Genomic DNA, 25,924 nt, shown 5'->3' with positions numbered 1-25,924 from the left:
CACACCTAATCAATACTTCTCAGGTAACCATTTAATTTCGTCTGCCTTTAAATCTGAGGACAACTTTCGTGCCAAGACAAAAAGATAGTCAGATAGACGGTTTAAATACATCAGGGTATTAGGTTCTACAGGTTCTAAATCGTTTAAAGCGGTAGCTAAACGTTCCGCTCTACGGCACACACAGCGGGCTATGTGACAGAATGACACGGTTTGATGTCCGCCCGGAAGAATGAAGTTTGTCATAGGGGGCAAGCTATCATTCATAGCGTCCATTTCGCTTTCCAAGAGTTCAATATTCTCGTTAGAAATTTTAGGAATGTTTAAGCGGTCTTTCCCACTTTTTAAAATGGCTTTGTCTGGATCTGTCGCCAAAACAGCACCCACCGTAAACAGTCGGTCTTGAATGTGAATGAGCACATCTTTATAATGTTGGTCTATCTGCTGATCTTTTAATAAGCCTATATGGGCATTTAATTCATCGACAGTACCATAACTTTCTATACGAATATGATGTTTTGGAACCCTAGTGCCTCCAAAGAGGGCGGTGGTTCCTTTGTCACCTGTTTTTGTGTAAATTTTCATGCCATAAAGTTAAAAGGAATAAGTTAAAAGGCAAAAGATTCAGCCAGGAATCTGTAGAGATAATTCTTGAATTGATTGATCTGAAGGGGCAGGTCGCGACCTGCCCGTACGCGATATGCCCGTACGCGATATGCCCGTACGCGATCTGCCTGTGCCTGATCTGCCTGTGCCTGATCTGCCCGTGTTTGATATGCCTGTGTTTGATATGCCTGTGCCAGATCTGCCCGGATGGGGATTGGCCGAAGGGAATAGTCCGAAGGGAATCGTTTGAGCGGTTTTCATTTTTTGGAATAGTCCCTGCGATTCAAAAAATAGGATTATAGACGCACCACAAAATCCTCCCGCACCTGTTCCTTCCTAAAAAACACCAAGCCCCAAAAAAAAGTATCTACGGTTACTGTTACTTTTGGATGTGCCTTTATAATTTCCCAAGCTTGGGTCATGTCTTCCGACCAATAAATATCATCAAAAATAAAGATGGTGTTGTTATGTGTCTTCGGTAGGAGTTTTTCAAAATACCTTAAGGTTGCTTCTTTATTATGATTCCCATCGAAGAACACCAGGTCGAAGTTGTTTTGTTTCAAAGTATCTAGACGACTGTCAAAATCTCCAATTAAAAGATTTAATTGTGTCAGGTCTCCTAATTGAACTTTCGCCGTATGCGAAATATTAGGACAGCCTTCAATGCTAGTAATAGTAGCCTCAGGATTTCCAAGATGCAAGGCTTGTGTGGCAATGCCTAAAGAAGTGCCTAATTCTAAAATCTGTTTACTTTGAAAATACTTAGACAATCTAAATAGCAATTTGGCTCTTTTTAAAGTCGTTCCAGAATGTTTGGCTATAGACGAAATAGCTCTCGTTTTATTTTCAGAAACCTTGGAGCCAGCTCCTAAATCGGTAATTTCAAGCTCTTTCTTATTTGCAAGTAACTTCTTTTTATACTCTTTTAATTGATGGTATTCCGGATACCTTGTAGAATCGTAGAAACACTTCGTTATCAAATTGTACACAAAAGGGGAGTGGACCCCATGTTGGTTGGTCGATTTTAGAAGGAATTTTATGTATTGTTTTTGTTGGTAGAACATTTTTAATTTGAAACTTTGATATAAAAGTAGTTTGTTTTGTTGCGAGCCCTTCTAAGCTGTCATTGCGAGGAGTGACGTAAGGAGCGACGTGGCAATCTGTAACTTATTTCATTCCGATACTTCTAGTCATCCCTACTCTGCGAGCTTATCACTTCAAGAAATTGTTATAACTTGTTTATTTTGGTACTCTATGAAACTTCCAACCCCTGCCTGACGGCAGGCAGGTTCCATAGGATTACTCACGCGTTATCATTTTAAAAATTTGATTTCGTGAATGCTTTGCATGTGCCACGCTTCGCTCGCAATGACACCATGTTGTATTATATTATAGCTTAGACTTCGTCTTACTTTAAAATAAAACACCAACAATCGGTAATCCTAAATTGTCAATCATCAATCATCAATCGTTAATGATTTTTGATTATTCAATCCTCATTCTCCAGTTTATAACATAACAACTGAGACTGCGACTGCAAACTCTTTTAACTCCCATTCTTCAATTTAAAACAAAACAACTGAGACTGAGACTGAGACTGCAAACTTTTTCAATCTTCCAGCTTAGAGCTCAACTCAAACCAACGCATCTCCTTTTCATCAATATCATCCAAAACTTTTTGTAGTTTCTCTGAAAGTTTTTGAATGGCTTCCGGACTTAAACTCTCATCAAAAAATTGTTTCTCTAAAGTTTCTTTATCGAAAGCTAAAGAGCTTAACTTGCTTTCAATGTTTTTATATTCCTTTTGTTCGTTATAAGAAAGCTTGGCATTGCTGTCCTTTTTCCAATCTTTTTTATCCTTTTTAGCATTAGAGGAGCTGGATTCTTGTTCCTGACTGTCCTCATAGGTTCTATAATCAGAATAATTTCCAGGGAAATCTTCAACTACCCCTTCACCACGGAAAATAAGTAAATGGTCCACAATCTTATCCATAAAATACCTGTCGTGAGAAACCACAATTAAGCAACCTGGAAAGTCTAATAAAAAACTTTCTAACACATTTAAAGTTACAATGTCTAAATCGTTTGTAGGTTCATCTAGGATAAGGAAGTTGGGGTTCTGTATTAAAATGGTACATAAATACAAACGCTTACGTTCGCCACCACTTAATTTTTCAACAAAATCGTATTGTTTTTTACGGTCGAATAAAAAGCGTTCTAATAATTGTTGAGCACTAATTTGACGGCCTTTTTTAAGAGGAATAAAATCGCCAAAATCTTTAATCACATCAATGACTTTCTGGTTGGGTTTTACGGCGATTCCTTTTTGAGTGTAATACCCAATTTTTATGGTTTCCCCTAAAACCACTTTCCCAGAATCAGGTGCTTGTTGTTCGGTAAGGATGTTTAAAAAGGTGGATTTCCCAGTTCCGTTCTTACCAATAATCCCAAGGCGTTCCCCTCTTTGAAAGTTATAATCAAAACCATCCAAAATGGTTTTATCTTCATAAGCCTTAGAAACTTTATGAAGTTCTAATATTTTACTTCCCATACGTTCCATGTTTAATTCCAATTGAATTTCATGGTCGTTACGGCGTTGCTGTGCTTTGTGTTTGATGTCGTGAAAATCGTCTATTCGCGACTTAGACTTCGTTGTTCTGGCCTTAGGCTGTTTCCGCATCCAATCCAATTCTTTTTTAAAGAGTTGTTTGGTTTTGCCAAGCTCTACGGCTTCATTTTCAATGCGTGCCTCTTTCTTTTCTAGGTAATAAGAATAATTCCCTTTATAGGTATGTAGTTGCCCTTGGTCGAGTTCTATAATTTCATTACAAACACGTTCCAAGAAATACCTGTCGTGGGTAACCATAAACAAAGTCATTTGTTCTTTGGCAAAAAAGGCTTCCAACCATTCAATCATTTCCAGATCTAGGTGGTTGGTAGGTTCATCTAAAATTAAGAGGTCGGGTTTTTGTAATAGAGCTATGGCTAAAGCTAGTCGCTTTTTCTGTCCTCCAGACAAAGTACTTACTTTCTGACTCAGGTCTTCCAGTTTTAATTGAGACAAGATTTGCTTGTATTGCGTTTCAAAATCCCAAGCCTCATGGATGTCCATTTGCTCAAAGGCTTTTTGGTAGGCCTCGGCATCATCCGGATGTTCTAAAGCTTTTTCATAGGCTTTTATGACATCTAAAATAGGATTCTTAGTATCAAAAATAGCTGCTTCAATGGTTAAATCGTTATTAATGTCCGGGTCTTGCGACAAGAAGGCCACCTGAATGTCTTTTCGGTAGATGATGTTCCCCGAGTCTGGCGAATCTTTCCCAGAAAGCATGTTTAAAATGGACGTTTTTCCGGTCCCATTTTTGGCCACAAAGGCTATTTTTTGATCCTTATGGATACTAAAAGAAAGGTCTTGGAAGAGGTTCAGCTCTCCATAAGATTTCGAAATATTTTCAACTGTAAGATAGTTCAAGAGGTAGATTTTTTGCAAATTAACGTATAAAAACCAAAATTAACTACATTAGTTTTGATATTCATACTGAAAAGTTATATTTGTGATAAACTAAAAAACCTTCATGAAGAAGTCCTTCTTTCTTGTGTGCCTGATGCTTAGTCTGGCCTTTATGTCTTGTATTCCCAATAAAGATTTGGTGTATTTGCAACATATGGAAACAGCTATGGATTCCACACAAGTGCTAACAGAGACCCAAAAGCCTTATCGCGTACAAATAAACGACATACTAAACATTCGTGTGAAGGCCTTAGACCAAGAAAACGTGCAGATTTTTAACCCTGCAGGAGAAGAGGATTTTGGTGCAAATGGAGAACAACGGGCTTACTTTGATGGTTTTACGGTCGATTTACATGGAAATGTGCGGATTCCAGTCTTGGGTGAAGTCAATGTCCTAGGATTTACCACCGAAGAAATCGAACAGTTATTAGAGAAGAAATTATTAGAGGAAGAGTTTAAGGAAACCGCCAATATTTTTGTGTCTGTTAAATTAACTGGGATTCGTTACACAGTCAATGGGGAAGTAGGAAGCACTGGAAGCAAAACCTTGTATCAGGCCCAAGTCAATATTTTTGAAGCCATAGCCAATGCAGGAGATATACAAATGACAGGGAACCGAAAGGATGTACTAGTCATCAGGCAATATCCTCAAGGCCAGCAAATTCATCATTTAAACTTGCTAGACGAGAAGGTCATGCAATCGCCTTATTATTATATCCAACCCAACGATTTAATTTATGTGAAGCCACTGAAGCAAAAGTCTTGGGGTACAGGTACCACTACCATGCAGACCGTTGCTACTATTGTAACAGCCTTGTCTTTAGTAACCACCACACTCTTGTTAATCGATAAAATTTAGATCATGGCAGAACAGGATTATGACGATGTAGATTCCGGGGAGAATGGCAGTATTAATTTCGATTTTAAGGGCTTTTTATTTAAAGTGCTTAACCTTTGGAAGTTTGTATTGGTATGTATAGGCCTAGCGCTTATAATTGCCTATTTCATCAATGTTAGAAAACAAAATGTTTATAAATTGGATTCGCTTATTTCTGTAGAGAGCGATCAAAACCCTTTTTTTACGGCCAATACCAGTATTTCCTTTAACTGGGGAGGGGTGTCTGGAAAAATGGGAAAAACCATTACCACCTTACAAACGCGGACTCATAATGAAAAAGTCGTGGATTCGCTTAAGTCTTATATGAATTACTTTATAGAAGGTAAGTATAATAAAATAGATGTCTATAAGGACGCCCCCTTTGTCTTTGAACTCGATAAGTCTAAACCGCAGCTACTAGGGCATTATATAGGGATTCGGTTTTTAACAGTAACTAGTTTTGAGGTTTTTACAGAGTTTGAAGGAGATAAAGGCTCTGGCCAGATGTACGATTCTAAGGAGCGTATCCCAGTATCCTTACCCGTAGGGCCTTTTGCAAAGGAGTTTCAATTGGGGCAGGTGATCGATTTACCCTTTTTACATGGTATTATTAGAGAGCGAGACGAACGGACTATCAAACCTGACTCCGAATATTATTTGCAGTTTACCAATTATGATGGGGTTGTTGATGGTTATAAGAGAGGGATTGGCGTTAGGCCTAATAGTAACTCTTCTGCTTCTGTTTTGGTCTTATCCTTGACTGGATTTAACAAGTCCAAAATAGTAGATTATTTAAATACCACTTCCGTTATTTTAAGCAAGTCGGAGTTAGAGCGTAAGAATTTATATGCTACCAATACCATCAAATTTATTGATAGTTCTTTGGCCGCAGTGAATGCCAGTTTAAAAGATTTTGGGGACGAGATGAATAGTTTCCGAAAGAAAAATAAGGTTTTCGATGTGTCTATAGAAATGACTGACGTTTCCAATAAGTTAAGAGCCTTCGAATCCCAACAGGAAGCAGAACAAACCAAGCTCAATTATTTAGAGGCTTTAGAAACCTATTTACGTACTAAAACGGATTATACAGGCATTGCAGCTCCAAGTTCCGTAGGGATTCAGGAAGGGAATATCATGAGTTCGGTGTCTAAAATTACCGCCTTGGCTATTGAACGTCAAAGTATGGAATACACCACCCGTGAAACTTCAGATATTTTTAAAGACATTGACAGGCGCATCGATGCTGAAAAAAATGTCTTGCTAGAAACCATTGCTGCAACCAAAACAACCATACGTGGTCTGCTAAAGAGTTTGCAAGGTAGCATGGCTACTTTAGAAGCTAAGCTTCGCGGCCTGCCTGAAGACCAACAGGAGTTCTTAAAGATTCAACGCAAGTTGGATATCAGTCAAGAGGCCTATAACATCTATATGGACAAACGTTCTGAAGCTGCCATTGTAAAAGCGGCGAACGTATCGGATATCAGTATCATAGACGAAGCTAAGGATATTGGAGGGGGCTTTATTGGACCGAACAAATCCTTAAATTATATTATGGGATTGATGTTAGGTTTTTTTATTCCTATGTTCCTAATCTTTGTTGTGTTTCTTTTAGATCACACGATTCATGGCTCTGATGAAATTGAACGCTTATCTAAAATTCCTATTATTGGCTTGATTGGGAAATACCGCTACCATAACAATCTGGTGGTTTTTGAAAAGCCTAAGTCGGCCGTAGCAGAGTCCTTTAGAGCCATTCGCTCTAGTTTGCAATTCACCTTAAATAAAAACCCTAAAGAAGGCGGGAGAACCATTATGGTAACCTCTTCGGTATCTGGAGAAGGAAAAACCTTTACTTCTATCAATATTGCTACCGTCTATGCCTTAAGTGGAAAAAAGACTATTTTATTAGGACTAGATTTACGGAAACCAAAGATCTTTGACGATTTTGAAATAACCAACGATAACGGGATGGTGAACTACCTAATCGGTGAAAAACCTTTTAGCGAAGTTATCAATCATACCCATATCGATAATTTAGTTGTGGTACCAGCGGGCCCTATTCCTCCTAACCCTTCCGAATTATTAATGAGTCCGCTTTTAACGACTTTAATTGCCGAGTTGCGTGAAACCTATGATATTATTGTATTAGATACCCCGCCTTTAGGTTTGGTAACCGATGCTTTCGAATTGGTGAAATATGCTGATACCTCTATTTTTATGATTCGTTTGGATTATACCAAGAAAGGGATGTTGCAATTAATCAATGCCAAATACCGAAATGGAGAAATCAAGAACATCCATTTCATATTGAACTTTTATAAGCATAAAACCAATCACAATTACGGCTATGGTTACGGGTATGGATACGGTTATGGCTATGGGGTTTATGGAAATGCCTACCATGAGACCGATAATAAAGGGATTGTTAAGAAGGTGAAGGCGTTTTTGAAGAGGATCTAATTTGAAGTTGATACTTCGACTTCGCTCAGTAACCAAACTGAAACTGAACTTGAAGTTGAATTTGAAGTTGAACTTGAAGTTGATACTTCGACTTCGCTCAGTAACCAAACTGAAATTGAAGTTGGCTGCCTGTTGGTAGATAGGACGATTGACGGTTGACCGTAGACAGGTCAGTCTGATATTAGCCTGTGCTGAGCTAAGCCTGCCCAGAGCTTGTCGAAGGGTCGAAGCATCGAAGCATCGAAGTGCAGTCCAGTCATGGAGGACCACTAAATAAGCTAATAGAAAAAAAGATAGTTAATTCTATTGAGTTAAATTATTTTTGCAACTAACAGCTCTTGTCCGTCCGTAGCTTAAGCGAAGGCGGGAACAGCTTAAAAAAGAATAGAACAAAAATATAAAGAATACATATTAAACAAGTTAAAAGATATGAGTACAGATAAAATAACTGTTGTTGGATTGGGTTACGTCGGATTGCCCTTGGCTGTAGAGTTTGCTAAAAAATATCCTGTAGTTGGGTTTGATGTGAATACGAAACGAATTTCCGAATTACAAGCAGGAAAAGATCGCACCTTAGAAGTAGAAACGCCTGAATTACAGCAGGTTTTAAACACGGAGAATTCTAAAGAAAATGGGCTCTTTGTTACCAATCAGCTAGAGGATTTAAAAGATTCTAATATCTATATTATTACCGTTCCGACCCCTACAGACGAGCTAAAAAAACCTGTTTTCACCCCTTTAATAAAGGCCAGTGAAAGTATTGGGAGCGTCTTAAAAAAGGGAGACATTGTTATTTATGAATCCACAGTATATCCTGGAGTTACAGAAGATATCTGTGTGCCTATTTTAGAAAAAGTATCTGGACTTAAGTTTAATACAGATTTCTTTGCAGGCTATTCCCCAGAAAGAATCAATCCAGGAGATAAAACACATACCGTTACTAAAATACTAAAAGTAACTTCTGGTTCCACTCCAGAGATTGCCAAGGTGGTAGACGACTTATATAAATCTATTATCACAGCTGGAACTCATATGGCACCTTCCATAAAAGTGGCAGAGGCTGCAAAGGTGATTGAAAACTCACAAAGAGATATCAATATTGCCTTTGTAAACGAACTGTCTAAAATATTTAGATTGTTAGATATCGATACCAAAGCGGTATTGGAAGCGGCAGGTACCAAGTGGAACTTCATCAATTTCTCTCCAGGGTTAGTAGGAGGACATTGTATTGGAGTCGATCCGTATTACCTAGCTCAAAAAGCCATCGAATCTGGATACAACCCAGAAATTATTCTAGCTGGGAGAAAGATGAACGACAGTATGGGATCTTACGTGGCTACCGAAACGGTTAAAATGATGATCAAAAAAGGAGCAACCATCAAAGGTTCTAATGTTTTGGTGCTTGGGATTACCTTTAAAGAAAACTGTCCAGACATTCGTAATTCACGAGTTATAGATATTATCAAGGAATTTGAAAGCTATGATGTTAATGTGGATGTCTTCGACCCATGGGCTTCTGCCGAAGAAGTGAAGCACGAATATGGTTTCGACTTACTATGCGAGAAAACAGAAATTAACTCTAATTACGATGCTATTATATTGGCTGTGAGTCATAATGAATTTATGAAATTAGATATCGCGAAGCTGAAATCACCTATCGGAGTTATTTTTGATGTGAAGTCATTGTTGCCACGTGAGATGGTAGATGGGAGGCTTTAGGCCTCTAAATCTTCGAAGGGGATTTTCTAACTCTTGTGGAGATTTGGGTTAGATATTTATATTATCTACACCTAAAAAATAATTACATAATATAAAAATAACCAAGCCTAGGCTCCGCCCTTCAGATGAAGGGCGACCAAGCGTTAAGAAATAGTCCTGTGGACTATTTTAGTAAAAAGGGTTGGCTGGTGCGCTGGCTAATTGTTTAGACGGAGAGCTAGACGGAGCCTGCCCGAATGCCGGACAGAATGGGAGGCAGGCAGGGGATTGAAAAAACCCAGTGTAATTAAAATTGCAGACAAACTCCCCGTCCAGACTTCGTCTGTCCACCCCTCTTCAACTGAAGAGGGGAGCCGTGTAGTTATTTTTTACTGATATTATTAATTTCAAGTCTTTTTCATTAAATTAAAACTGAAAGTCTAGTAAAATTATAATGACATAATATAAAAAAAAAACCAAGCTTTGGCTCCGCCCTTTAGTTAAAGGGAGGTGGCTAGCCCGACGAGAGGAGGGCTAGACTGAGGGATTGAAAAAAACCAATGTAATTAAAATTGTTGGCAAACTCCCCTTTCTTCACCTCCGTTGCACTCCGGTAAATTCATTCCCCTCTTCAACTGAAGAGGGGAGCCGTGTAGTTATTTTTTACTGAAATTGGTTATATTATTAATTTCAAGTCTTTTTCATTAAATTAAAGCTGAAAGTCCAGTAAAATTATAATGACATAATATAAAAAAAAACCAAGCCTTGGCTCCGCCCTTTAGTTAAAGGGAGGTGGCTAGCTCGACGATAGGAGAGTTAGACGGAGGGATTGAAAATAGCATAAGTGAATTTCAATCTATATTTAATTTTATTATTTCATAATATTAAAACTCTCCTGTATCTCTTTTAAAACAGAAGGTAAATAGTCAAATACCATTTTATTTTCAAAGCGGATAACTTTATATCCTTGGCTTTCTAAATATAACGTACGTTTACTATCATACTCTTGAGCTTCAAGATTGTTATGAACTTCTCCATCTAATTCAATAATTAATTTTTCTGAAGCACAATAAAAGTCAACTATATAAAACCCGATCCCATGTTGTTTGGTAAAGCGTTTATTATCTAACTGTTTAGATTTTAATTGTGACCATAGAAAAGCTTCGGCAGGAGTTAAGTTTTTACGTAGGTATTTTCTACGATCATGATAATCTTTCTTGTTATGTGTGTGTTGCTTAGACATATAATAAAAATACACATTATTTAAATAGGTTGTATTAAAAAAACCAAGCTAAGGCTCCGCCCTTCAGATGAAGGGCGACCAAGCGTTAAGAAATAGGCATGTGGACTATTTTAGCACAGGGGCTTGCCCGAATTCCGAGTAAAATGAACGGCAGGCGGGTGAGCTGGTGCGCTGGCAAATTGTTTAGACGGAGAGCTAGACGGAGCCTGCCCGAATGCCGGACAGAATGGGAGGCAGGCAGGGGATTGAAAAAGCTCCAATGTAATTAAAATTGCAGGCAAACTCCCCTTTCTTCACCTCCGTTGCACTCCGGTAAATTCATTCCCCTCTTCAACTGAAGAGGGGAGCCGTTTAGTTATTGTTTATTGATATTTTTCATATATTTAATTACAAGTTCTTTTTCATAAACATGAAACTGAAAGTCTAGTAAAATTATAATTACAGAATAAAAAAAAATACCAAGCCAAGGCTCCGCCCTTTAGTTAAAGGGAGGTGGCTAGCTCGACGAGAGGAGGGCTAGACGGAGGGATTGAAAAGGCCCCAATATTATAAAATTGCAGACAAACTCCCTGCCTGCCGGCAGGCAGGCCCTTTCTTCTCCTCCGTTGCACTCCGGTAAATTCATTCCCCTCTTCAACTGAAGAGGGGAGCCGTGTAGTTATTTTTTACTGAAATTGTTTATATTATTAATTTCAAGTCTTTTTCATTAAATTAAAACTGAAAGTCCAGTAAAATTATCATGTCATAATATAAAAAAAAACCAAGCTTGGTTTTTATTTCATAAAATCGGATAATTGTTTCTTAAATTTTACCTAATAAATCAAACAATAAACAGTTTTGTTTTTAGTGCTTGGCTAAAACCTTTACTTTTACCTTAATTAAACAAACATCATGTATATCAATCCATATCATAAGAAAGATTTATCAACCCTAAGTTTTCTAGTAACTGGTGGCGCAGGCTTTATAGGCTCTAACCTAGTTGCATACCTATTAAAATACGGTGCAAAAAAAGTAAGAGTCCTAGACGATTTCTCTAACGGATACAGAGAAAACATAAAGGAATTCATGGATCATCCAGCTTTTGAATTATTGGAAGGCGATATTAGAGAGTTAGCAACCTGCAAACAAGCTATGGAAGGGATTGATTACGTCTCTCATCAAGCGGCTTTAGGTTCGGTGCCTCGTTCTATAAACGATCCAGCAACCACCAATGCCGTGAATATTTCTGGGTTTTTAAACATGATGATTGCCTTAAAAGATAGTGATACCGTAAAACGGATGGTGTATGCAGCTTCCAGTTCTACTTATGGCGATAGTCCTTCCTTACCGAAAATAGAAGAGACTATTGGAAAACCCTTATCCCCTTATGCGGTTACCAAATATGTAAATGAATTATATGCCGATGTTTTCGGAAAAACCTATGACACAGATGTTGTAGGGTTGCGTTATTTCAATGTCTTCGGACCAAAACAAAGTCCGAATGGGGCTTATGCAGCGGTGATTCCTTTATTCATGCAAGCTCTTAAAGATAAAGAGTCGCCTACCATTAATGGAGACGGCTTTCAAACGCGCGATTTTACCTTTGTAGCCAATGCGGTGCAAGCCAATGTACGTGGCTTTTTTGCTCCAAAAGCGGCAGCTAACGAAGTTTTTAATGTGGCTTGTGGCGAACGTATTTCAGTCAATTATTTATGGGATTCCCTAAACCAAGCTGCCCAGCTAGATATCAAAGCCATTTACGGCCCAGACCGTCAAGGCGATGTTAGAGATTCTTTAGCAGATATTTCTAAAGCTGAACGTTTGTTAGGCTATGCTCCGGAGTATACGGTTGCAGAAGGTTTGGCAGTAACCTGGAAATGGTTTGAAAGATCTTTGCCTGCGCAGGGGTAAACTTGGGATTATTATAATAATTAAAAGCCTGCACTGAGCTTGTCGAAGTGTCATTGCGATGGAGGTACGACTGTGGCAAATGCAAAGCATTCACGAAATCCAATTTTGAAAATAATAACGCGTGAGTAATCTTTTGGAACCTGCCTGCCGTCAGGCGGGGGTTGGAGGATTATATTAAAGAGATGAACACCTTACTTTATCTAAGCGCATTACCAGAACGAAGGACCTGGCAATCTCATTAAAGAGGTGCTAAAATAGACTCGTTGTAATGATATTCCACAAACTTCCCGTTCTTCACCTCCGTTGCACTCCGGTAAATTCATTCCCCTTTAATTCAATTCAAACTCCCCGTCCAGACTTCGTCTGTCCACCCCTCTTCATCTGAAGAGGGGAGCCGTGTAGTTATTTTATTGAGATTTGTGAAATTATTATAATACTATTCTTTTTAAATAACTTGAAATTAGAGGCTAGGAAAAATATAAATACATAGTATAAAAATAACCAAGCCAGGCTCCGCCCTTCAGATGAAGGGAGGTGGATAGACTGACGTGAGGAAGTCTAGACGGAGGGTTTGCTTATTAGGTACAAAAATTTAAGAACAATGCTAACAAAAAAAGCGAACACTTTCATGTTCGCTTTAAATACTACTACACCCTAAGGGTTATAAGACTTCAATTAATTGAAGTGCGTTGTAGGCTCCATTGTTTAATGGATATTGCACCGTGTTGACTTCTTGGAAAAAAGCCACTTTTAAAAAGAAAAATTGATTTCCAGTTCCTACAGGTGCTCCAACTGGCGTTAATATGATATTGGATGATGTTCCATTAATTATCATATTTTGAACGGGACTTAATTGTAAGTCCTTATCGCCAGTAACAAAGTCTAAATCCAGAAATCCTGATGTGAAGCTGACATGTGTTGCTCCGCCTGGAATTCCTAAATTTTGATTTGGAGTGAAATCGGCAATCGTGATTTCTCCCGTTAATGGATCCAATTCGAAATCGGATAACAATACCGCACTTAGAAGCGCATTGTTATTAAACTCGAAGCCTTTTAATAAGGCACGACCTTGAATGTTTGCCAAACCGATTGGGACTTGCCGTTGCCCACGAAGCGACGTCAAATCTTGGTTTTTAACTAAAGTCATGGACTTTGTTAAGCGAGAGGTGACTCTCCCATCTTTGACATCAGATAGTAAGTTTACAATAGCACGTCTTAATGTTTTACCACTAGTTGCGCTATGTCCAAACTCCGTACCATTTTCACGAGTTCTTGCAAATGCTGGATCGTTTTTAATACGATTGGCACTTACTCCACTTTTCGTTTTTACTAAATACCCGTCTTTGCCCTTATAAAAGGTAAGATCGTCTAGGGTTCCTTCGATCTTGATTAAGCTTTTTAATTTTGCCATTATATTATGGTATTAAAAAATTATACATTCAGTTATATCAGGTTATCATTTTGATCTCCTTGCTTCACGGGCGCCTAAGTGTTGTTTGGATGCTAGCGAATGATTGTCTGATGAGGTAAATGTATTGCAGCTTTTCGATTGTATTTTTCCAGATTTCCGTTTAGGTACATAGGAAACCAACTTTTCCGTTTAGGTACTAAATTTCTTTTTCAGACCTGTTTAAAAACGTATTTCGATATTTCGTTTTCATACACTCCTCATACATTAGCTATACATGAGCCATACATGAGCTATACATGAACCATTTGGAAGCTATTTTTAATTAGGGAGCGACATTATTTGTATAACACTTACAAAATCGACTATTATTCTTACATTCAGAATAATTCTGTAATTTTTAACTTACATAAAAAGTGTATTTCATCGAATTAATATGCTTTTAAAAGTGAATATATTTATTATTGTATATCTTTCAATCAATTAATTATTAATCCATTAAACCCTAAATTTTAATATCATGGTAAAGAAAAAATTATTTTTAAGTTCTACAGATATTAGTCAGATGACTGGCTTGTGTATGCGTTCGGCAAGAAACATGATGGCCTACATTAGAGAAGAAAGAAAATTAGGAAAACAACAGGTTGTTAGTGTTTTTGATTTTTGTATTTGTTTTCACCTTCCTATTCATGTGGTATTTATGTATATAAACAGCAATCTTTTTAATAAAGTTGCCCTTCAGGAAGATGAATTACATTATGATTTTCAAAAACAAGTTTTAGAATCTGGCGATATGAGTTATTTGCATCATAAGGATTTTGATCCTTTTATGACGGCTAAAGATTTGAAAGCGCGTCGTGACATAGAGGATCTTGAAAACGCGACTTTGATAGCTTAAATTTAAGAATGTTTGTTAGGATTGCATTTCGATGCTTCGATGCTTCGACCCTTCGACAAGCTCAGGACTGCACTTCGACAAGCTCAGTGTGACAGCATTTCGACAAGCTCAGGGCAGGCTTAGCTCAGGACTGCACTTCGATGCTTCGACAAGCTCAGCACATGCTTAGCTCAGTGTGACATATTTTAAATAAAAAATAACATCATTTTATAGTTGTCCCAGCTGTTTTCAGAAATAGTGAGCTACAAAATAAAGTAAGAGATACCTAGGCAAGGGGGTTATTAACATTATAGGATAGACAATCCAAAATAACCTTAAGGAAAAAGCGAACGTCACGCAGTGATTTCCTTAAAACAGTTTTGATCTTTTGGTTCTTTTGTATCAAGACAAAAGAATGAGAAATAAGTTAAGTTTATTCCCACTTCATAATTTTGAAAGGCACTTCGACCTTTTGAACCTTTGACCCTTCGTCAAGCTCAGCACAAGCTCAACTCAGCACAAACTTAGCTCAGTGTGACATCAAGCTCTGTGCAACAACATCACTACTTTTTTTTCCATCCATCCCACAATCCTAAAAATCGTATCCCTATTTTTCTTATTTTAGATATATTATATGGAATGGTAACTAACGAGTTTAGTTTTTTTACTAACCTGTCTAGCGACAGGCAACCAACCTGTCTAACGACAGGCAGGCAACCAAAAACTAACATCTATGGCACAACTAAAAGATTTTTGGGATTGGTTTCTAGAATACCACGAAGCCATTTACTACTTAAGAGATTTTACACTAGAGGAGCAAGCTTTTTACTATCAAGAGCTTGACGACAGATTACAGGACTATCACCCAGACCTTACCTATGTGATTGCCTTTCCAAAAAAGGACAAGAAAGCTATTTTAACACTTACGGCTAATGGGAGCAAAGATGCCATGCTATTTGTGTCGCAGCTGGCAAGCGTAGCGCCTAAAATCCCTAAATGGAAGGTGAAAAAAATTTTACAAGCTCAACTGAGTATTAAGGCTATCACTAAGGGCAAGGATGATCCCTATGAATTTGAAGAATTCCCCATAAAACCAAGCGACTTGAGATGGATTCCTATGCATAGAGAAGCCGATCATGATCCCTGTGATTTAATCTTTCACCTTACAAGTTTTCCCAATATCAATCCGCCTATGGATGAAGAGAAGCTATTAATTTACATCCATTTTATTCTGTTAGATTTATTAGGCGAGCTAGTAGTAAGTAAAGCCATTGGCGCTGGGTATTATATGGACACCTTAGAGCCAGATGACGAGTGGTTTACTCTAGACTTTTTACCAATGTATTTGGAGGGTGAAGGTTTTGATGTTTAGATTGTTGGATGTTTAGATTGTTGGATTGTTGGATTGTTGGGTTGCTAGATTGTTGGATGGGATATGGTGTTTTGTCTGTGGTTGTCGCTCAGGACTGCACTTCGACCCTTCGGCTACGCTCTGGGCAGGCTTAGCTCAGTGTAACAATACCTATGTCAGTCTGAGCCTGTCGAAGACCCTTCCCGAAAATTATTTGTTATTTCCTTCTCCCGTCATCCATCTTCCGTCAAAAACCCAAACACCTTTTTTCAAAATAATTTTTCATTCTTAACGCCTCAATCCCTATATTAGCGCCAACCAAAAAAGACGGATTATCATCCTGAATACTAGTAACCAATCATGGCTTTAGAGACTCGAGTTTATCAAAAAGAACGTACTATAAAATTTGGAGCGCTTTTAAAAGCGAGTTTGAAGGATATGTACCACTCTCGTTTTTTAGCCAGACAATTGGCAGAGCGTGATATCAAAGCCATGTACCGACAATCTTATTTGGGGATTATCTGGGCTTTTATAACACCTATAGCTACAGCTGCGGTATGGATTTTTTTAAATAGCTCTGGTACTATTAACTTGTCGGATACCGGAATTCCATATCCAGTGTATGCCTTTTCAGGTACTCTTATTTGGTCCATTATTGTGGCAGCCATCAATTCGCCCATGCAAGGTACACAAGCTGCAAAAGGGATTCTAACTAAAATTAATTTCCCTAAAGAAGCCTTGTTACTTTCAGGTGTGTATAAGTTATTGTTTGATAGTGCCATTAAAATTTTCCTTTTAATTCTGTTTGTTTTTATATATGGCGTAGGCTTTCATTGGAGTTTGCTGCTATTTCCGATTGCCATATTAGGAGCTATTATTTTTGGCACAACAGTAGGCTTATTTTTAACCCCAATGGGACTTTTATATAATGATATTGGTAAAATTATTACTTTCGGCATGCAGTTTTTAATGTATGTAACTCCGGTGGTTTACGCCATTCCAAAAGAAGGGATTATGAAAACATTAATGCTTTGGAATCCGATAACCCCTATTGTGTTAACAGCTAGAGATTTGGTAGTAGGTTTTACACCGGTCCATCTAACTTATTTTGCCATAGTTTTAATGGGATGCATCCCGCTCTTGTTTTTAGGTTTAATTATTTATCGCTTGTCTATTCCAATTATAGTGGAGCGTTTGAGTGCTTAATTAGAGAAAATAAAAAAGAGAATAGAGAAAAGACTAATAAAATAAATGTCTGACAAAAATAAAATGACATCCAACACCCAAGAGATCCTTGTTAAGGTAGAAGGTCTAAGCAAAAAGTTTTGCAAAGAGCTAAAGACTAGTCTGTGGTATGGGGTAAAAGATTTAGTAAGTGGTGTTCGTGGATCTAGTGAGGAACGGGAATTACGCCCCAAAGAGTTTTGGGCAGTAAAAGATATTAATTTTGAGCTTCGTCGTGGGGAATGCTTGGGTTTAATTGGCCATAATGGCGCAGGGAAATCCACCTTATTAAAAATATTGAATGGTTTAATCAATCCAGATGCAGGGAAAGTAACGATTAAAGGCCGAGTTGGAGCTCTTATAGAATTGGGAGCAGGTTTTAATCCCATACTTAGCGGTCGAGAAAATATTTATAACAATGGCGCTATTTTGGGCTTTAGCCGTAAAGAAATAGATAGTAAACTAGAAGAAATTATTGCCTTTGCAGAGCTAGAAGAGTTTATAGACATGCCGGTGCAACATTACAGTTCGGGTATGAAAGTGCGCTTAGGTTTTGCCGTAGCCGCACAAATGGAACCAGATGTTTTAATTATTGATGAGGTATTGGCTGTGGGGGATTTAGGTTTTATTTTAAAATGCTTTAAAACCATAGATACCATTTTACCTCATACGGCAGTGATTTTTGTATCTCATAATATGCCTATGGTATCTCGAATTTGCAATCAAGTTATTTTGATGGAAAGAGGAGAAAATAAGTTTCAAGGTGAGGATGTATCTAGAGGAATCGATTATTATTATAATACATTTTTAACAAGTGAAGATTCTAATGTTGTCTATACAGATAATAGTTTAGAGCTTATTGATGCCTCTGTTAAAGGTGTTACTCCTATAAATAATGTGTACTCAGTTAAATGGGGAGAAACCGTTGTGTTAAATTTTAATATCAAAAATTTCAGTTTAACTAAAGCACCTTATATATCGTTGGCTGTTTATGATAAAGAGCAAAGAGCAGTTGCGGAGATTTATCCTGAAGGACAACAATTAAATAAAATAGTAATAGATGAAGAAATTAGTTTTTCTTTTGTTTTAAAAAACATCTATTTATCAAAAGGAATCTATCACATTACCTTTAATGCTTCTGAAAAAGCGGCTTTCAATGTAAATTATAAAATACATAAAGCAATTACATTGAAAATTGATCATGAAAAACAAATGTGGACGCCTTTTTTATTGGATTCAGAAGTAATTAATAGAATTAAGTAAATATATAAAATAGCAATGACTTCATTTCAAAAAGCTTTAGATAAAAAAATAATTCAATCGTTATCAAATAACTATGGTATAGATAATTATGATGTATATCGATTTGGGGAATATAATTTGAAAATTCATGAAACTAATTCCTCACGAAAAGAAGTATTTATAAAGGAGCTTAAAAAAGGTATAAAAACAGCAATTAATTACCATCCAGAATATAAACAATATTTAAATAAAGGATCTAATTTAGTGGCTCCATATTTAAAAGAATTTGAAAACACTTGGAACAATATAAGTGTTTTAGATCAGGATTTATTAGTTAGTTTGCTTGCATTTAGGGTTTTAGGTTTTAAAAAAGTGAAACTCCCAAGAAATAATGAAAATTATTGGCAATCTATTGAGACTTCAAAAACCTTGGTAAATTACAAAGATGTGTATGATCCAAATTTCATGCATTTCATGTTATACAAGTTTAATTTAAATCCGGTAGGTTACGACATAAAGTTTTATTTTTCTGAATCAAGAGTTGCAGTAGATTTTTTAATTGAGCAATATGCGTATAAAATAGAGGACAAAGTTGTCGTAGAGGCAGAACCGGGAGATACAGTCTTAGATATCGGTGGTTGCTGGGGAGATACAGCTTTATATTTCGCTCACAAAGTAGGTGTCAAAGGACAAGTGTATTCTTTTGAGTTTATTCCTGAAAATTTAAAGTTGTTCAAATTAAATACAGAATTTAATCCTAATTTATTAGCAAATATAAAATTAATTCCTAATCCAATTTCTAATAATTCTGGAGATCTAATTTACTTTAAGGATAATGGGCCAGCTAGTAGGGTTGAATTTGAACCCTTTGAAGATCAGACTGGAACAGCAACAACGGTTACCGTTGATGATTTTGTTAAAACCCGAAAAATTGAGAAAATAGATTTCATTAAAATGGATATTGAAGGCGCAGAGCCTATGGCTTTGGAAGGAGCTTTGGAAACTATTAAAAAGTTTAGGCCAAAATTAGCCATAGCCATATATCACAGTATTCATGATTTAGCAACAATATCAAATTGGATATTAAGTTTGAATTTAGATTATGAAATATTTATTGGACACTATACTATTCATGCTGAGGAAACCATTTGTTTTGCAAAACCAAAAGAAAATAAATGATAAACGTCACCAAAACATTTTTACCCACTCAAGACGAGTATCAAGCCATTTTAAAACGCGCTTGGGATACAAACTGGATGACTAATCGTGGCGTTTTGGTACAAGAACTAGAAGACACATTAAAAACATATTTAGGAGTTTCTAATTTGATCGCTATGACTAATGGTACCTTGCCATTGCAGATAGCTATAAAAGCTTTAGGATTAAAAGGCGAAATTATTACTACTCCTTTTAGTTATGTTGCTACCACGTCTAGTATTGTATGGGAAGGTTGCACACCTGTATTTGTAGATATTCATCCAGAATATTTAACCATAGACGAAACTAAAATAGAAACTGCTATTACCCCAAATACGTCTGCTATTTTGGCTACCCATGTCTTTGGAAACCCTTGTCATGTAGAAGCTATTGAAGCCATTGCAAAAAAACACAATTTAAAAGTAATCTATGATGCCGCACATTGTTTTGGGGTTACCTACAAAGGGCAATCTCTTTTTAATTATGGAGATGTGAGTACTTGTAGTTTTCATGCTACTAAATTGTTTCATACTGGTGAAGGAGGTGCATTAATCTGTAAACCAGAATTTGAGAGAACAATGTATTTACATCATAACTTCGGTCATGATGGCCCTGATGTTTTTAAAGGATTAGGGGTTAATGGAAAGATGAGCGAACCACAAGCTGCCATGGGTCTAGCTGTTTTTCCTTATATGGATTTGATAAGCGAAGAGCGTGAAAAAGTAGCAACAGTTTATAATGATGCCTTTGAAGACGAGGATTTACAATTGCTTAAAATTAGAAAACATACAAGTTGGAATTATTGCTATTATCCTGTCATATTCAAAACAGAGAATCAATTATTGAAAGTGGTTAAAGCATTAAATGTAAAGTCTATTTTTCCTAGACGCTATTTTTACCCTTCTTTAAATACTTTAGACTATGTTGGAGATAAAGTAATGCCAATTTCTGAAGCTATAAGCAAACGTGTCTTATGCTTGCCTTTATATGTAGGTCTTAAGAAAATGGATATAAAAATTATTGTAGATATTATAAAAAGTAATATATGAGGCATAAACAATTCTATATTTTAGGAAATCCAAGATCTGGTTCCAGTTTATTAAGATTAATTCTTAATAGTCATTCTTTAATCAGTGTGCCACCAGAGTGTGGTTTTTATCTTTGGTTGGCTTCAAAATATAGGTTATGGAATAACTCGAATTTAAACCCGACCGATATTGGCTTGTTTATTAACGACGTACAAAATTCCAAAAAATTTGAAACTTGGTTATTACCGAGTGAAGTTATTAATAATGTAATAGAGGAGGAGAGACCTCAAAACTATAACGAATTAGCAACTTGTGTTTATTTAAGTTATGCCAGTTTACACGATAAAGAGCCTCAAGTATTGGGCGATAAAAATAATTATTATATTAAACATCTTGATGAATTAAATGAGCTTTCAAGTAATAACTTTATAATACATATAGTAAGAGATGGACGTGATACAGTTTGCTCTTATAGAGAGATAAAAAATATTGAAAGTAGTTACAAATACAGACCAGATTTACCAACAGGAATATCAGATATTGCGGCAGAGTGGGAATCAAATAATTTAAATATATATAAGTATTATAAAAACAACAGTCAGTACTTGGTTGTCAGGTATGAGGATATTCTTAACAACCCTAAAAAATTTCTGTCACTAATTCTGGATAAATTCAATTTAGAATTTGAGCCTGAGATGCTTAATTTTTATAAAAATAATCAGCTAAAACAAATTGAGCCTCTAGAAACAGTTGCATGGAAACAAAAAACATTACTTCCTATAGATAATAAAGATATTGGCATTTATAAAAAGAAATTAACTGCTAGAGAAATTAATCAGTTTAATGAAATAGCAAATGAAGCCCTAAATCTTTTCGACTATGAAATTAAGCGTTAGACTGCAATGTTATAATCATGCACTTTTTTTAGAGCAAGCATTAAAAGGTATTATTGATCAAAAAACAAATTTTCCGTTTGAAGTAGTTATTGGAGATGATTTTTCTACAGACAATTCATTAGAGGTTATTGAGAAAATAATTAAAGAAAACACAAATACTAATATTTCATTTAACCTTTTAAAACGTGAAAAAGGGGATTCTTATAGTATTGAGAGAGAAAAAAACGGACGTCTTCAAAATTTTGTAGATATTATCAATCATTGCCAAGGGAAGTATATTGCGTTATTGGATGGCGATGACTACTGGACAGACCCTTTAAAATTACAAAAGCAGGTTGATTTTTTGGAAGCAAATGAAGACTTTCATATTTGTTTTCATAGAGCAAATTTGTTAAAAAATGAATCTCCATTAGAGTTGCATCCAATACCGGGAATATCGAATATTGGAGAATATTTGTTTAAAGATATACTTGAAAATTATAATTTTATCCTTACTGCAAGTGTTGTTTTTAGAAAACCTGCTAATTTTATAATTCCAAAGTGGTTTATGGAACTGCCTTTTGGAGATTTAGGTTTATATCAACTAGTTTCAAACAACAAAAAAATAAAATGTTTGGATGACATTATGAGTGTATATCGCATGCATAGTAATGGTTTGTGGACGGGATTAAGTAAAATTAAAATAGAAAATAATTTTCTGAATTTTTACCAAATAATTTTGCCTCATTTGACCTTGGAAGAAAAAGAAATTGTTAAAATTAAAAAGAAAACAGTACTATTCAATATAGCTAAACTGAAGTTTCCAAAAATGCCTGGGTTACAAAAAGTATATTATTTTTACCTAAGTAAAAAAACTAACTTAAATTCAGTATAATTGTTCCTGGTTATAATTTTAAAATTATAGCTTGAAGCTGACTTTAAATCCAGTTAATCGGATTATTGCCAATTGAAAATAAATAGCGACAATTTTTTATTTTATAAAAGTGAAATAATTTATGATAAAAGTTAAAAACACAATAAATGATTTGTTCATAAATTTAAATAAAGAAAAATTACCTCTTTCATTTTATTTAATTAGAAAATCATTACTAGAAGCTGTTAAAGAAGTAAAGCCATTTCTACATGGAGATGTACTAGACCTCGCTTGTGGAATTTTGCCTTACAAAAATTTTTTAATGAATGATAAAATTAATAAGTATATAGGAGTTGATCTTGAACCTACTGAATATCATAATTCGGTAAAACCAGATTATTACTGGGACGGTAAAACGATCCCACTAGGTGATGCATCAGTTGATTTTGTATTAGCAACTGAATTTTTAGAACATTATTTTGATACTTCTTCAATTTTAACAGAAATAAATAGAGTTTTAAAACCTGGAGGCATACTTTTTTTTACAGTGCCAAGTGTTTGGCCATTACATGAAGTGCCTTACGACTATCATAGATTTACACCTTATGCATTAGAGATGCATTTTAAGAACACAGCGTATACTAGCTGGGATATTAAACCACTTGGAGGGTTTAATTATTATTTTGCCTTATCATTTGCTTTGCGCTATGAAAAAATTTCTACATCTAAACGAAAGTTTGTAAAGCCATTTGTGAATTTTGTAATTAAGTTGCTTGTTAGAAAAGACAACAAAAAAATATCTTTTGAAAATGGACAATTATATTCAGGATTATATGGTTTCGTAACCAAATAAATTTAAAATTATCTGTAATACTTATGAATTCTATTTTATCTATAATAATACCTTGTTTTAACTCAGAAGCGACACTAGAAGCGACTTTGTATTCAGTTCTTAATCAAAACTATAATGATTGGGAAGCTATAATAGTTAATGATGGTTCTCCGGATAATTTAGAAACCATTGCTTTAAATTGGACAAAAAAAGATGAAAGGTTTAAATACTATAAGAAAAATAATGGAGGTCTTGGTAGCGCTAGAAATTTTGGAATAGAAAAAGCAACAGGATCATATATTTTACCTCTAGATTCAGACAACAAAGTGCGTCCAGAATTTGCGAAAGAGGCTGTTGCCATTATGGATGCTCAAAAAGAAGTAGGTGTCGTCTATGGAAATTCAATGTATTTTGGAGAAAAAGATGGGCTTTGGAATGTAGGAGCTTTTGACGAATACAAAATATTGAGGAGTAATTATATAGATGCATGTGCGGTAGTAAGAAAATCACTTTTTGATAGTATTGGCGGTTATGAAGAAGATTTGCCACACCAAGGTCATGAAGATTGGGATTTTTGGTTAAGTGTAATGAAGACGGAGTATAGGTTTCATTATTTGAAAGAGGTTACATTTGATTATAGAGTATCTAATAATTCAATGATTAAGTCATTTGATAAAGAAATGTTGGAGAAAAATATAAATTTCATAAAACGCAAACATTATGAATTATATTTAAAAGCTTACCCAAATTTATTTAATGAGAATACTCGCTTAAAAAAACAACTTTCAGTTTCAATAGAAAAGGTAATTATTAATAAAATGAAAAGGATTTTTAAATGATAATTTTTATAATTAATAAGATTTATTTTATGAATTCCAAAATATGACAAAAAGTAATTTACCATTAGTTTCTATCTGTATTCCAACCTATAATGGGGCTAAATTTATAGCAGAAGCAATGCAATCAGCCATTGATCAAGATTATTTAAATATAGAAATTATTGTTTCAGATGATGCTTCTAAAGATGATACCTTAAAAATTATTGAAGGTTTTAAGTCGCAAACATCTATACCAATTAAAGTTTACCCTCATCACCCAAATGGTATTGGAGCAAATTGGAATCATTCTATTAAGAAAGCTAGTGGTGAGTATATTAAATTTTTATTTCAAGACGATGTATTAATGCCTAACTGTATAAGTTCTATGATTGAAGTCATGGAGAACAATCCTAAATTAGGTATGGTAGCTTCTAAGCGTGAGTTTATTGTTGATATGGACTTTTTAAGTGATCGGATAAAGAAATGGATTGAAAAATATAGTAATCTACAAAAAGGGCTTAAATTTAAAACTGTAAATGATATCCAAATTATTAATCATACATTATTTCGATCTAAGGAGTTTCTGCAATCACCATTAAATAAAATAGGAGAGCCTTGTGTTGTCATGTTTAAAAAAATTACTTTAGAAAAATTGGGGTATTACAGAGAAGATTTAAAGCAAATTTTAGATTATGAATTCTGTTATCGTCTTCTAAAAACTCAAGAAATAGCCATTATAAATGAGCCCTTAGTAAAGTTTAGGTTACATTCTAATCAGGCTACCAATGTTAATAGACATAGCGGTACAAATGATTATGAGACATATGATAAAATTCTATTAAAAGAATATTTCTGGTATTTAAATAACAAAACTAAAATAAGATTATTAAGAAAAGAGTATAAGTGGGTTAATGATTTATTCATATTAAAATCAAAATTTAATGGCTAGGAATGTTTATATCATTATTGTGACTTACAATGGGATGCAATGGCTTTCTAAATGCTTGGAAAGTTGTAAAGCTTATTCCGTGGTGGTAGTGGATAATGCATCAACAGATGAGACAGTTTCCTTTATAGCATCCAATTACCCAGATATCACTTTATTTAAGCAAGATAAAAATTTAGGCTTTGGCCAAGCTAATAATTTAGGGATTAAATTTGCTTTAGAGCAAGGAGCAGAGCAGGTGTTTTTGTTGAATCAGGATGCTTATTTGGTAGATACTGTTTTGGATAGATTAGTCAATTTTCAAATAGATAATCCGGAGTATGGTGTGTTGAGTCCTGTGCATATTACTGGAGATAGGAAAAAATTAGATAAGAACTTTTCTAATTTTATGTTAAAGGAAAAAACGGGGCAGTTTTATTCAGATTTTGTACTTGGTAGTACTTTAGCAGAAGTGTATGAGGTGCCTTTTGTAAATGCGGCCGCTTGGTTACTTTCCCGAAAATGTTTGGAGACCATAGGGGGTTTTGATCCTTTGTTTTTTCATTATGGAGAAGATGATAATTATTGTCAGCGTGCTATTTACCACGGTATCAAAATAGGTGTTTTACCAGAGGTTTATGTCATTCATGATAGGGAGGCTCGTAAATTAGCTAAATCTTCATTTTCTAGTGAGGCTTATTATAAGAACATTGAAAAAACTTATAAAGTAGTTAATGGCAATATTAACAGTGAGAATAAAATAGATTTTCAATTAGCAAAACTGCGCAAAACCATATTAATGTTACAACTTAGAATGAAGGTTGAGCGTGTTTTAGCCTATAAAAAAGAATTATCTATTTTGTTAGAAATGAAAGATAAAGTGGCAAAGAGTCGTGCTGTAAATAAAACTGAAGGGATTCACTATTTATAGTTTCTTTGTTAGAGCTTAAAAAAAAACAGTAAGCATCACGAATTGTAATTAAATAAAAAA

The 25,924-nt window shown here is 35.3% G+C and carries 21 protein-coding genes; 16 read left to right on the top strand and 5 right to left on the bottom strand.

All coding sequences use genetic code 11. From position 1 onward, the window contains the following. Positions 1 to 9: 9 nt before the first annotated feature. The 3 genes from IEV77_RS12835 to IEV77_RS12825 form a co-directional block, all read right to left on the bottom strand. Entirely contained in the window at positions 10 to 582 is a 573-nt protein-coding gene (locus tag IEV77_RS12835) for a cob(I)yrinic acid a,c-diamide adenosyltransferase (protein ID WP_188465463.1), read from the bottom strand. 317 nt (positions 583 to 899) lie between these two features. Then, on the bottom strand, positions 900 to 1,667 hold the full coding sequence (locus tag IEV77_RS12830; RefSeq protein ID WP_188465461.1) for an O-methyltransferase: 768 nt from the start codon (positions 1,665 to 1,667) through the stop codon (positions 900 to 902). Between the two features lie 545 nt (positions 1,668 to 2,212). Continuing rightward, positions 2,213 to 4,075, bottom strand: a complete 1,863-nt coding sequence (locus IEV77_RS12825; protein WP_188465459.1) for an ABC-F family ATP-binding cassette domain-containing protein — start codon at positions 4,073 to 4,075, stop codon at positions 2,213 to 2,215. Between the two features lie 103 nt (positions 4,076 to 4,178). Here IEV77_RS12825 and IEV77_RS12820 point away from each other — a divergent pair, with 103 nt between their 5' ends. From IEV77_RS12820 to IEV77_RS12810, 3 genes are all read left to right on the top strand, one after another. Then, on the top strand, positions 4,179 to 4,973 hold the full coding sequence (locus IEV77_RS12820; protein WP_188465457.1) for a polysaccharide biosynthesis/export family protein: 795 nt from the start codon (positions 4,179 to 4,181) through the stop codon (positions 4,971 to 4,973). Between the two features lie 3 nt (positions 4,974 to 4,976). Then, the gene (locus IEV77_RS12815) at positions 4,977 to 7,451 is read left to right on the top strand and encodes a GumC family protein (protein ID WP_188465456.1); all 2,475 of its coding nucleotides are present in this window, start codon (positions 4,977 to 4,979) and stop codon (positions 7,449 to 7,451) included. 429 nt (positions 7,452 to 7,880) lie between these two features. Next, entirely contained in the window at positions 7,881 to 9,170 is a 1,290-nt protein-coding gene (locus IEV77_RS12810) for a nucleotide sugar dehydrogenase (protein ID WP_188465454.1), read from the top strand. An 850-nt stretch (positions 9,171 to 10,020) separates the two neighbouring features. Here IEV77_RS12810 and IEV77_RS12805 read toward each other — a convergent pair. After that, positions 10,021 to 10,392, bottom strand: a complete 372-nt coding sequence (locus IEV77_RS12805) for an endonuclease domain-containing protein (protein WP_188465452.1) — start codon at positions 10,390 to 10,392, stop codon at positions 10,021 to 10,023. 891 nt (positions 10,393 to 11,283) lie between these two features. Between IEV77_RS12805 and IEV77_RS12800 the strand changes: the two genes are divergently transcribed. Further along, entirely contained in the window at positions 11,284 to 12,282 is a 999-nt protein-coding gene (locus IEV77_RS12800; RefSeq protein ID WP_188465450.1) for an SDR family oxidoreductase, read from the top strand. Positions 12,283 to 12,943: 661 nt separating this feature from the next. On the opposite strand, the gene IEV77_RS12795 is transcribed toward IEV77_RS12800, so the two are convergent. Further along, entirely contained in the window at positions 12,944 to 13,693 is a 750-nt protein-coding gene (locus tag IEV77_RS12795) for a hypothetical protein (RefSeq protein WP_188465448.1), read from the bottom strand. A 517-nt stretch (positions 13,694 to 14,210) separates the two neighbouring features. Here IEV77_RS12795 and IEV77_RS12790 point away from each other — a divergent pair. The 12 genes from IEV77_RS12790 to IEV77_RS12735 all read left to right on the top strand — a co-directional run bounded on the left by IEV77_RS12790 (position 14,211) and on the right by IEV77_RS12735 (position 25,864). Continuing rightward, a complete protein-coding gene (locus IEV77_RS12790; RefSeq protein ID WP_188465446.1) occupies positions 14,211 to 14,588 on the top strand; it encodes a hypothetical protein in 378 nt (125 codons plus the stop codon). Between the two features lie 712 nt (positions 14,589 to 15,300). Next, the gene (locus tag IEV77_RS12785) at positions 15,301 to 15,939 is read left to right on the top strand and encodes a hypothetical protein (protein WP_188465444.1); all 639 of its coding nucleotides are present in this window, start codon (positions 15,301 to 15,303) and stop codon (positions 15,937 to 15,939) included. Positions 15,940 to 16,278: 339 nt separating this feature from the next. Further along, positions 16,279 to 17,124, top strand: a complete 846-nt coding sequence (locus IEV77_RS12780; protein WP_188465442.1) for an ABC transporter permease — start codon at positions 16,279 to 16,281, stop codon at positions 17,122 to 17,124. Positions 17,125 to 17,169: 45 nt separating this feature from the next. Next, entirely contained in the window at positions 17,170 to 18,405 is a 1,236-nt protein-coding gene (locus IEV77_RS12775; RefSeq protein WP_229736670.1) for an ABC transporter ATP-binding protein, read from the top strand. A 15-nt stretch (positions 18,406 to 18,420) separates the two neighbouring features. After that, positions 18,421 to 19,563, top strand: coding sequence for an FkbM family methyltransferase (locus IEV77_RS12770; protein ID WP_188465440.1), 1,143 nt, complete (start codon positions 18,421 to 18,423; stop codon positions 19,561 to 19,563). Next, positions 19,560 to 20,630, top strand: a complete 1,071-nt coding sequence (locus tag IEV77_RS12765) for a DegT/DnrJ/EryC1/StrS family aminotransferase (RefSeq protein ID WP_188465439.1) — start codon at positions 19,560 to 19,562, stop codon at positions 20,628 to 20,630. The genes IEV77_RS12770 and IEV77_RS12765 overlap by 4 nt, the downstream gene beginning before the upstream one ends. After that, a complete protein-coding gene (locus tag IEV77_RS12760) occupies positions 20,627 to 21,505 on the top strand; it encodes a sulfotransferase family protein (protein ID WP_188465437.1) in 879 nt (292 codons plus the stop codon). The genes IEV77_RS12765 and IEV77_RS12760 overlap by 4 nt, the downstream gene beginning before the upstream one ends. Continuing rightward, positions 21,489 to 22,379, top strand: a complete 891-nt coding sequence (locus tag IEV77_RS12755) for a glycosyltransferase family 2 protein (protein ID WP_188465435.1) — start codon at positions 21,489 to 21,491, stop codon at positions 22,377 to 22,379. Before IEV77_RS12760 ends, IEV77_RS12755 begins: the two co-directional genes overlap by 17 nt. 121 nt (positions 22,380 to 22,500) lie before the next feature. Further along, positions 22,501 to 23,211 (top strand): methyltransferase domain-containing protein, encoded by a 711-nt coding sequence (locus IEV77_RS12750; RefSeq protein WP_188465433.1) that lies wholly within the window; start codon positions 22,501 to 22,503, stop codon positions 23,209 to 23,211. A 23-nt stretch (positions 23,212 to 23,234) separates the two neighbouring features. Beyond that, positions 23,235 to 24,029, top strand: a complete 795-nt coding sequence (locus IEV77_RS12745; RefSeq protein ID WP_188465431.1) for a glycosyltransferase family 2 protein — start codon at positions 23,235 to 23,237, stop codon at positions 24,027 to 24,029. A 43-nt stretch (positions 24,030 to 24,072) separates the two neighbouring features. Continuing rightward, positions 24,073 to 24,957 carry a glycosyltransferase family 2 protein gene (locus tag IEV77_RS12740; protein ID WP_188465429.1) on the top strand — a complete coding sequence of 295 codons (885 nt, stop codon included), beginning with the start codon at positions 24,073 to 24,075 and terminating at the stop codon, positions 24,955 to 24,957. After that, positions 24,950 to 25,864, top strand: coding sequence for a glycosyltransferase family 2 protein (locus tag IEV77_RS12735; RefSeq protein ID WP_188465427.1), 915 nt, complete (start codon positions 24,950 to 24,952; stop codon positions 25,862 to 25,864). The genes IEV77_RS12740 and IEV77_RS12735 overlap by 8 nt, the downstream gene beginning before the upstream one ends. Positions 25,865 to 25,924 lie beyond the last annotated feature (60 nt).

Source organism: Xanthomarina arctica (genome assembly GCF_014638915.1).
GTDB lineage: Bacteria > Bacteroidota > Bacteroidia > Flavobacteriales > Flavobacteriaceae > Xanthomarina > Xanthomarina arctica.
The sequence above is the reverse complement of the archived record's forward strand: the minus strand, read 5'-3'. Positions and strand labels throughout refer to the sequence as shown.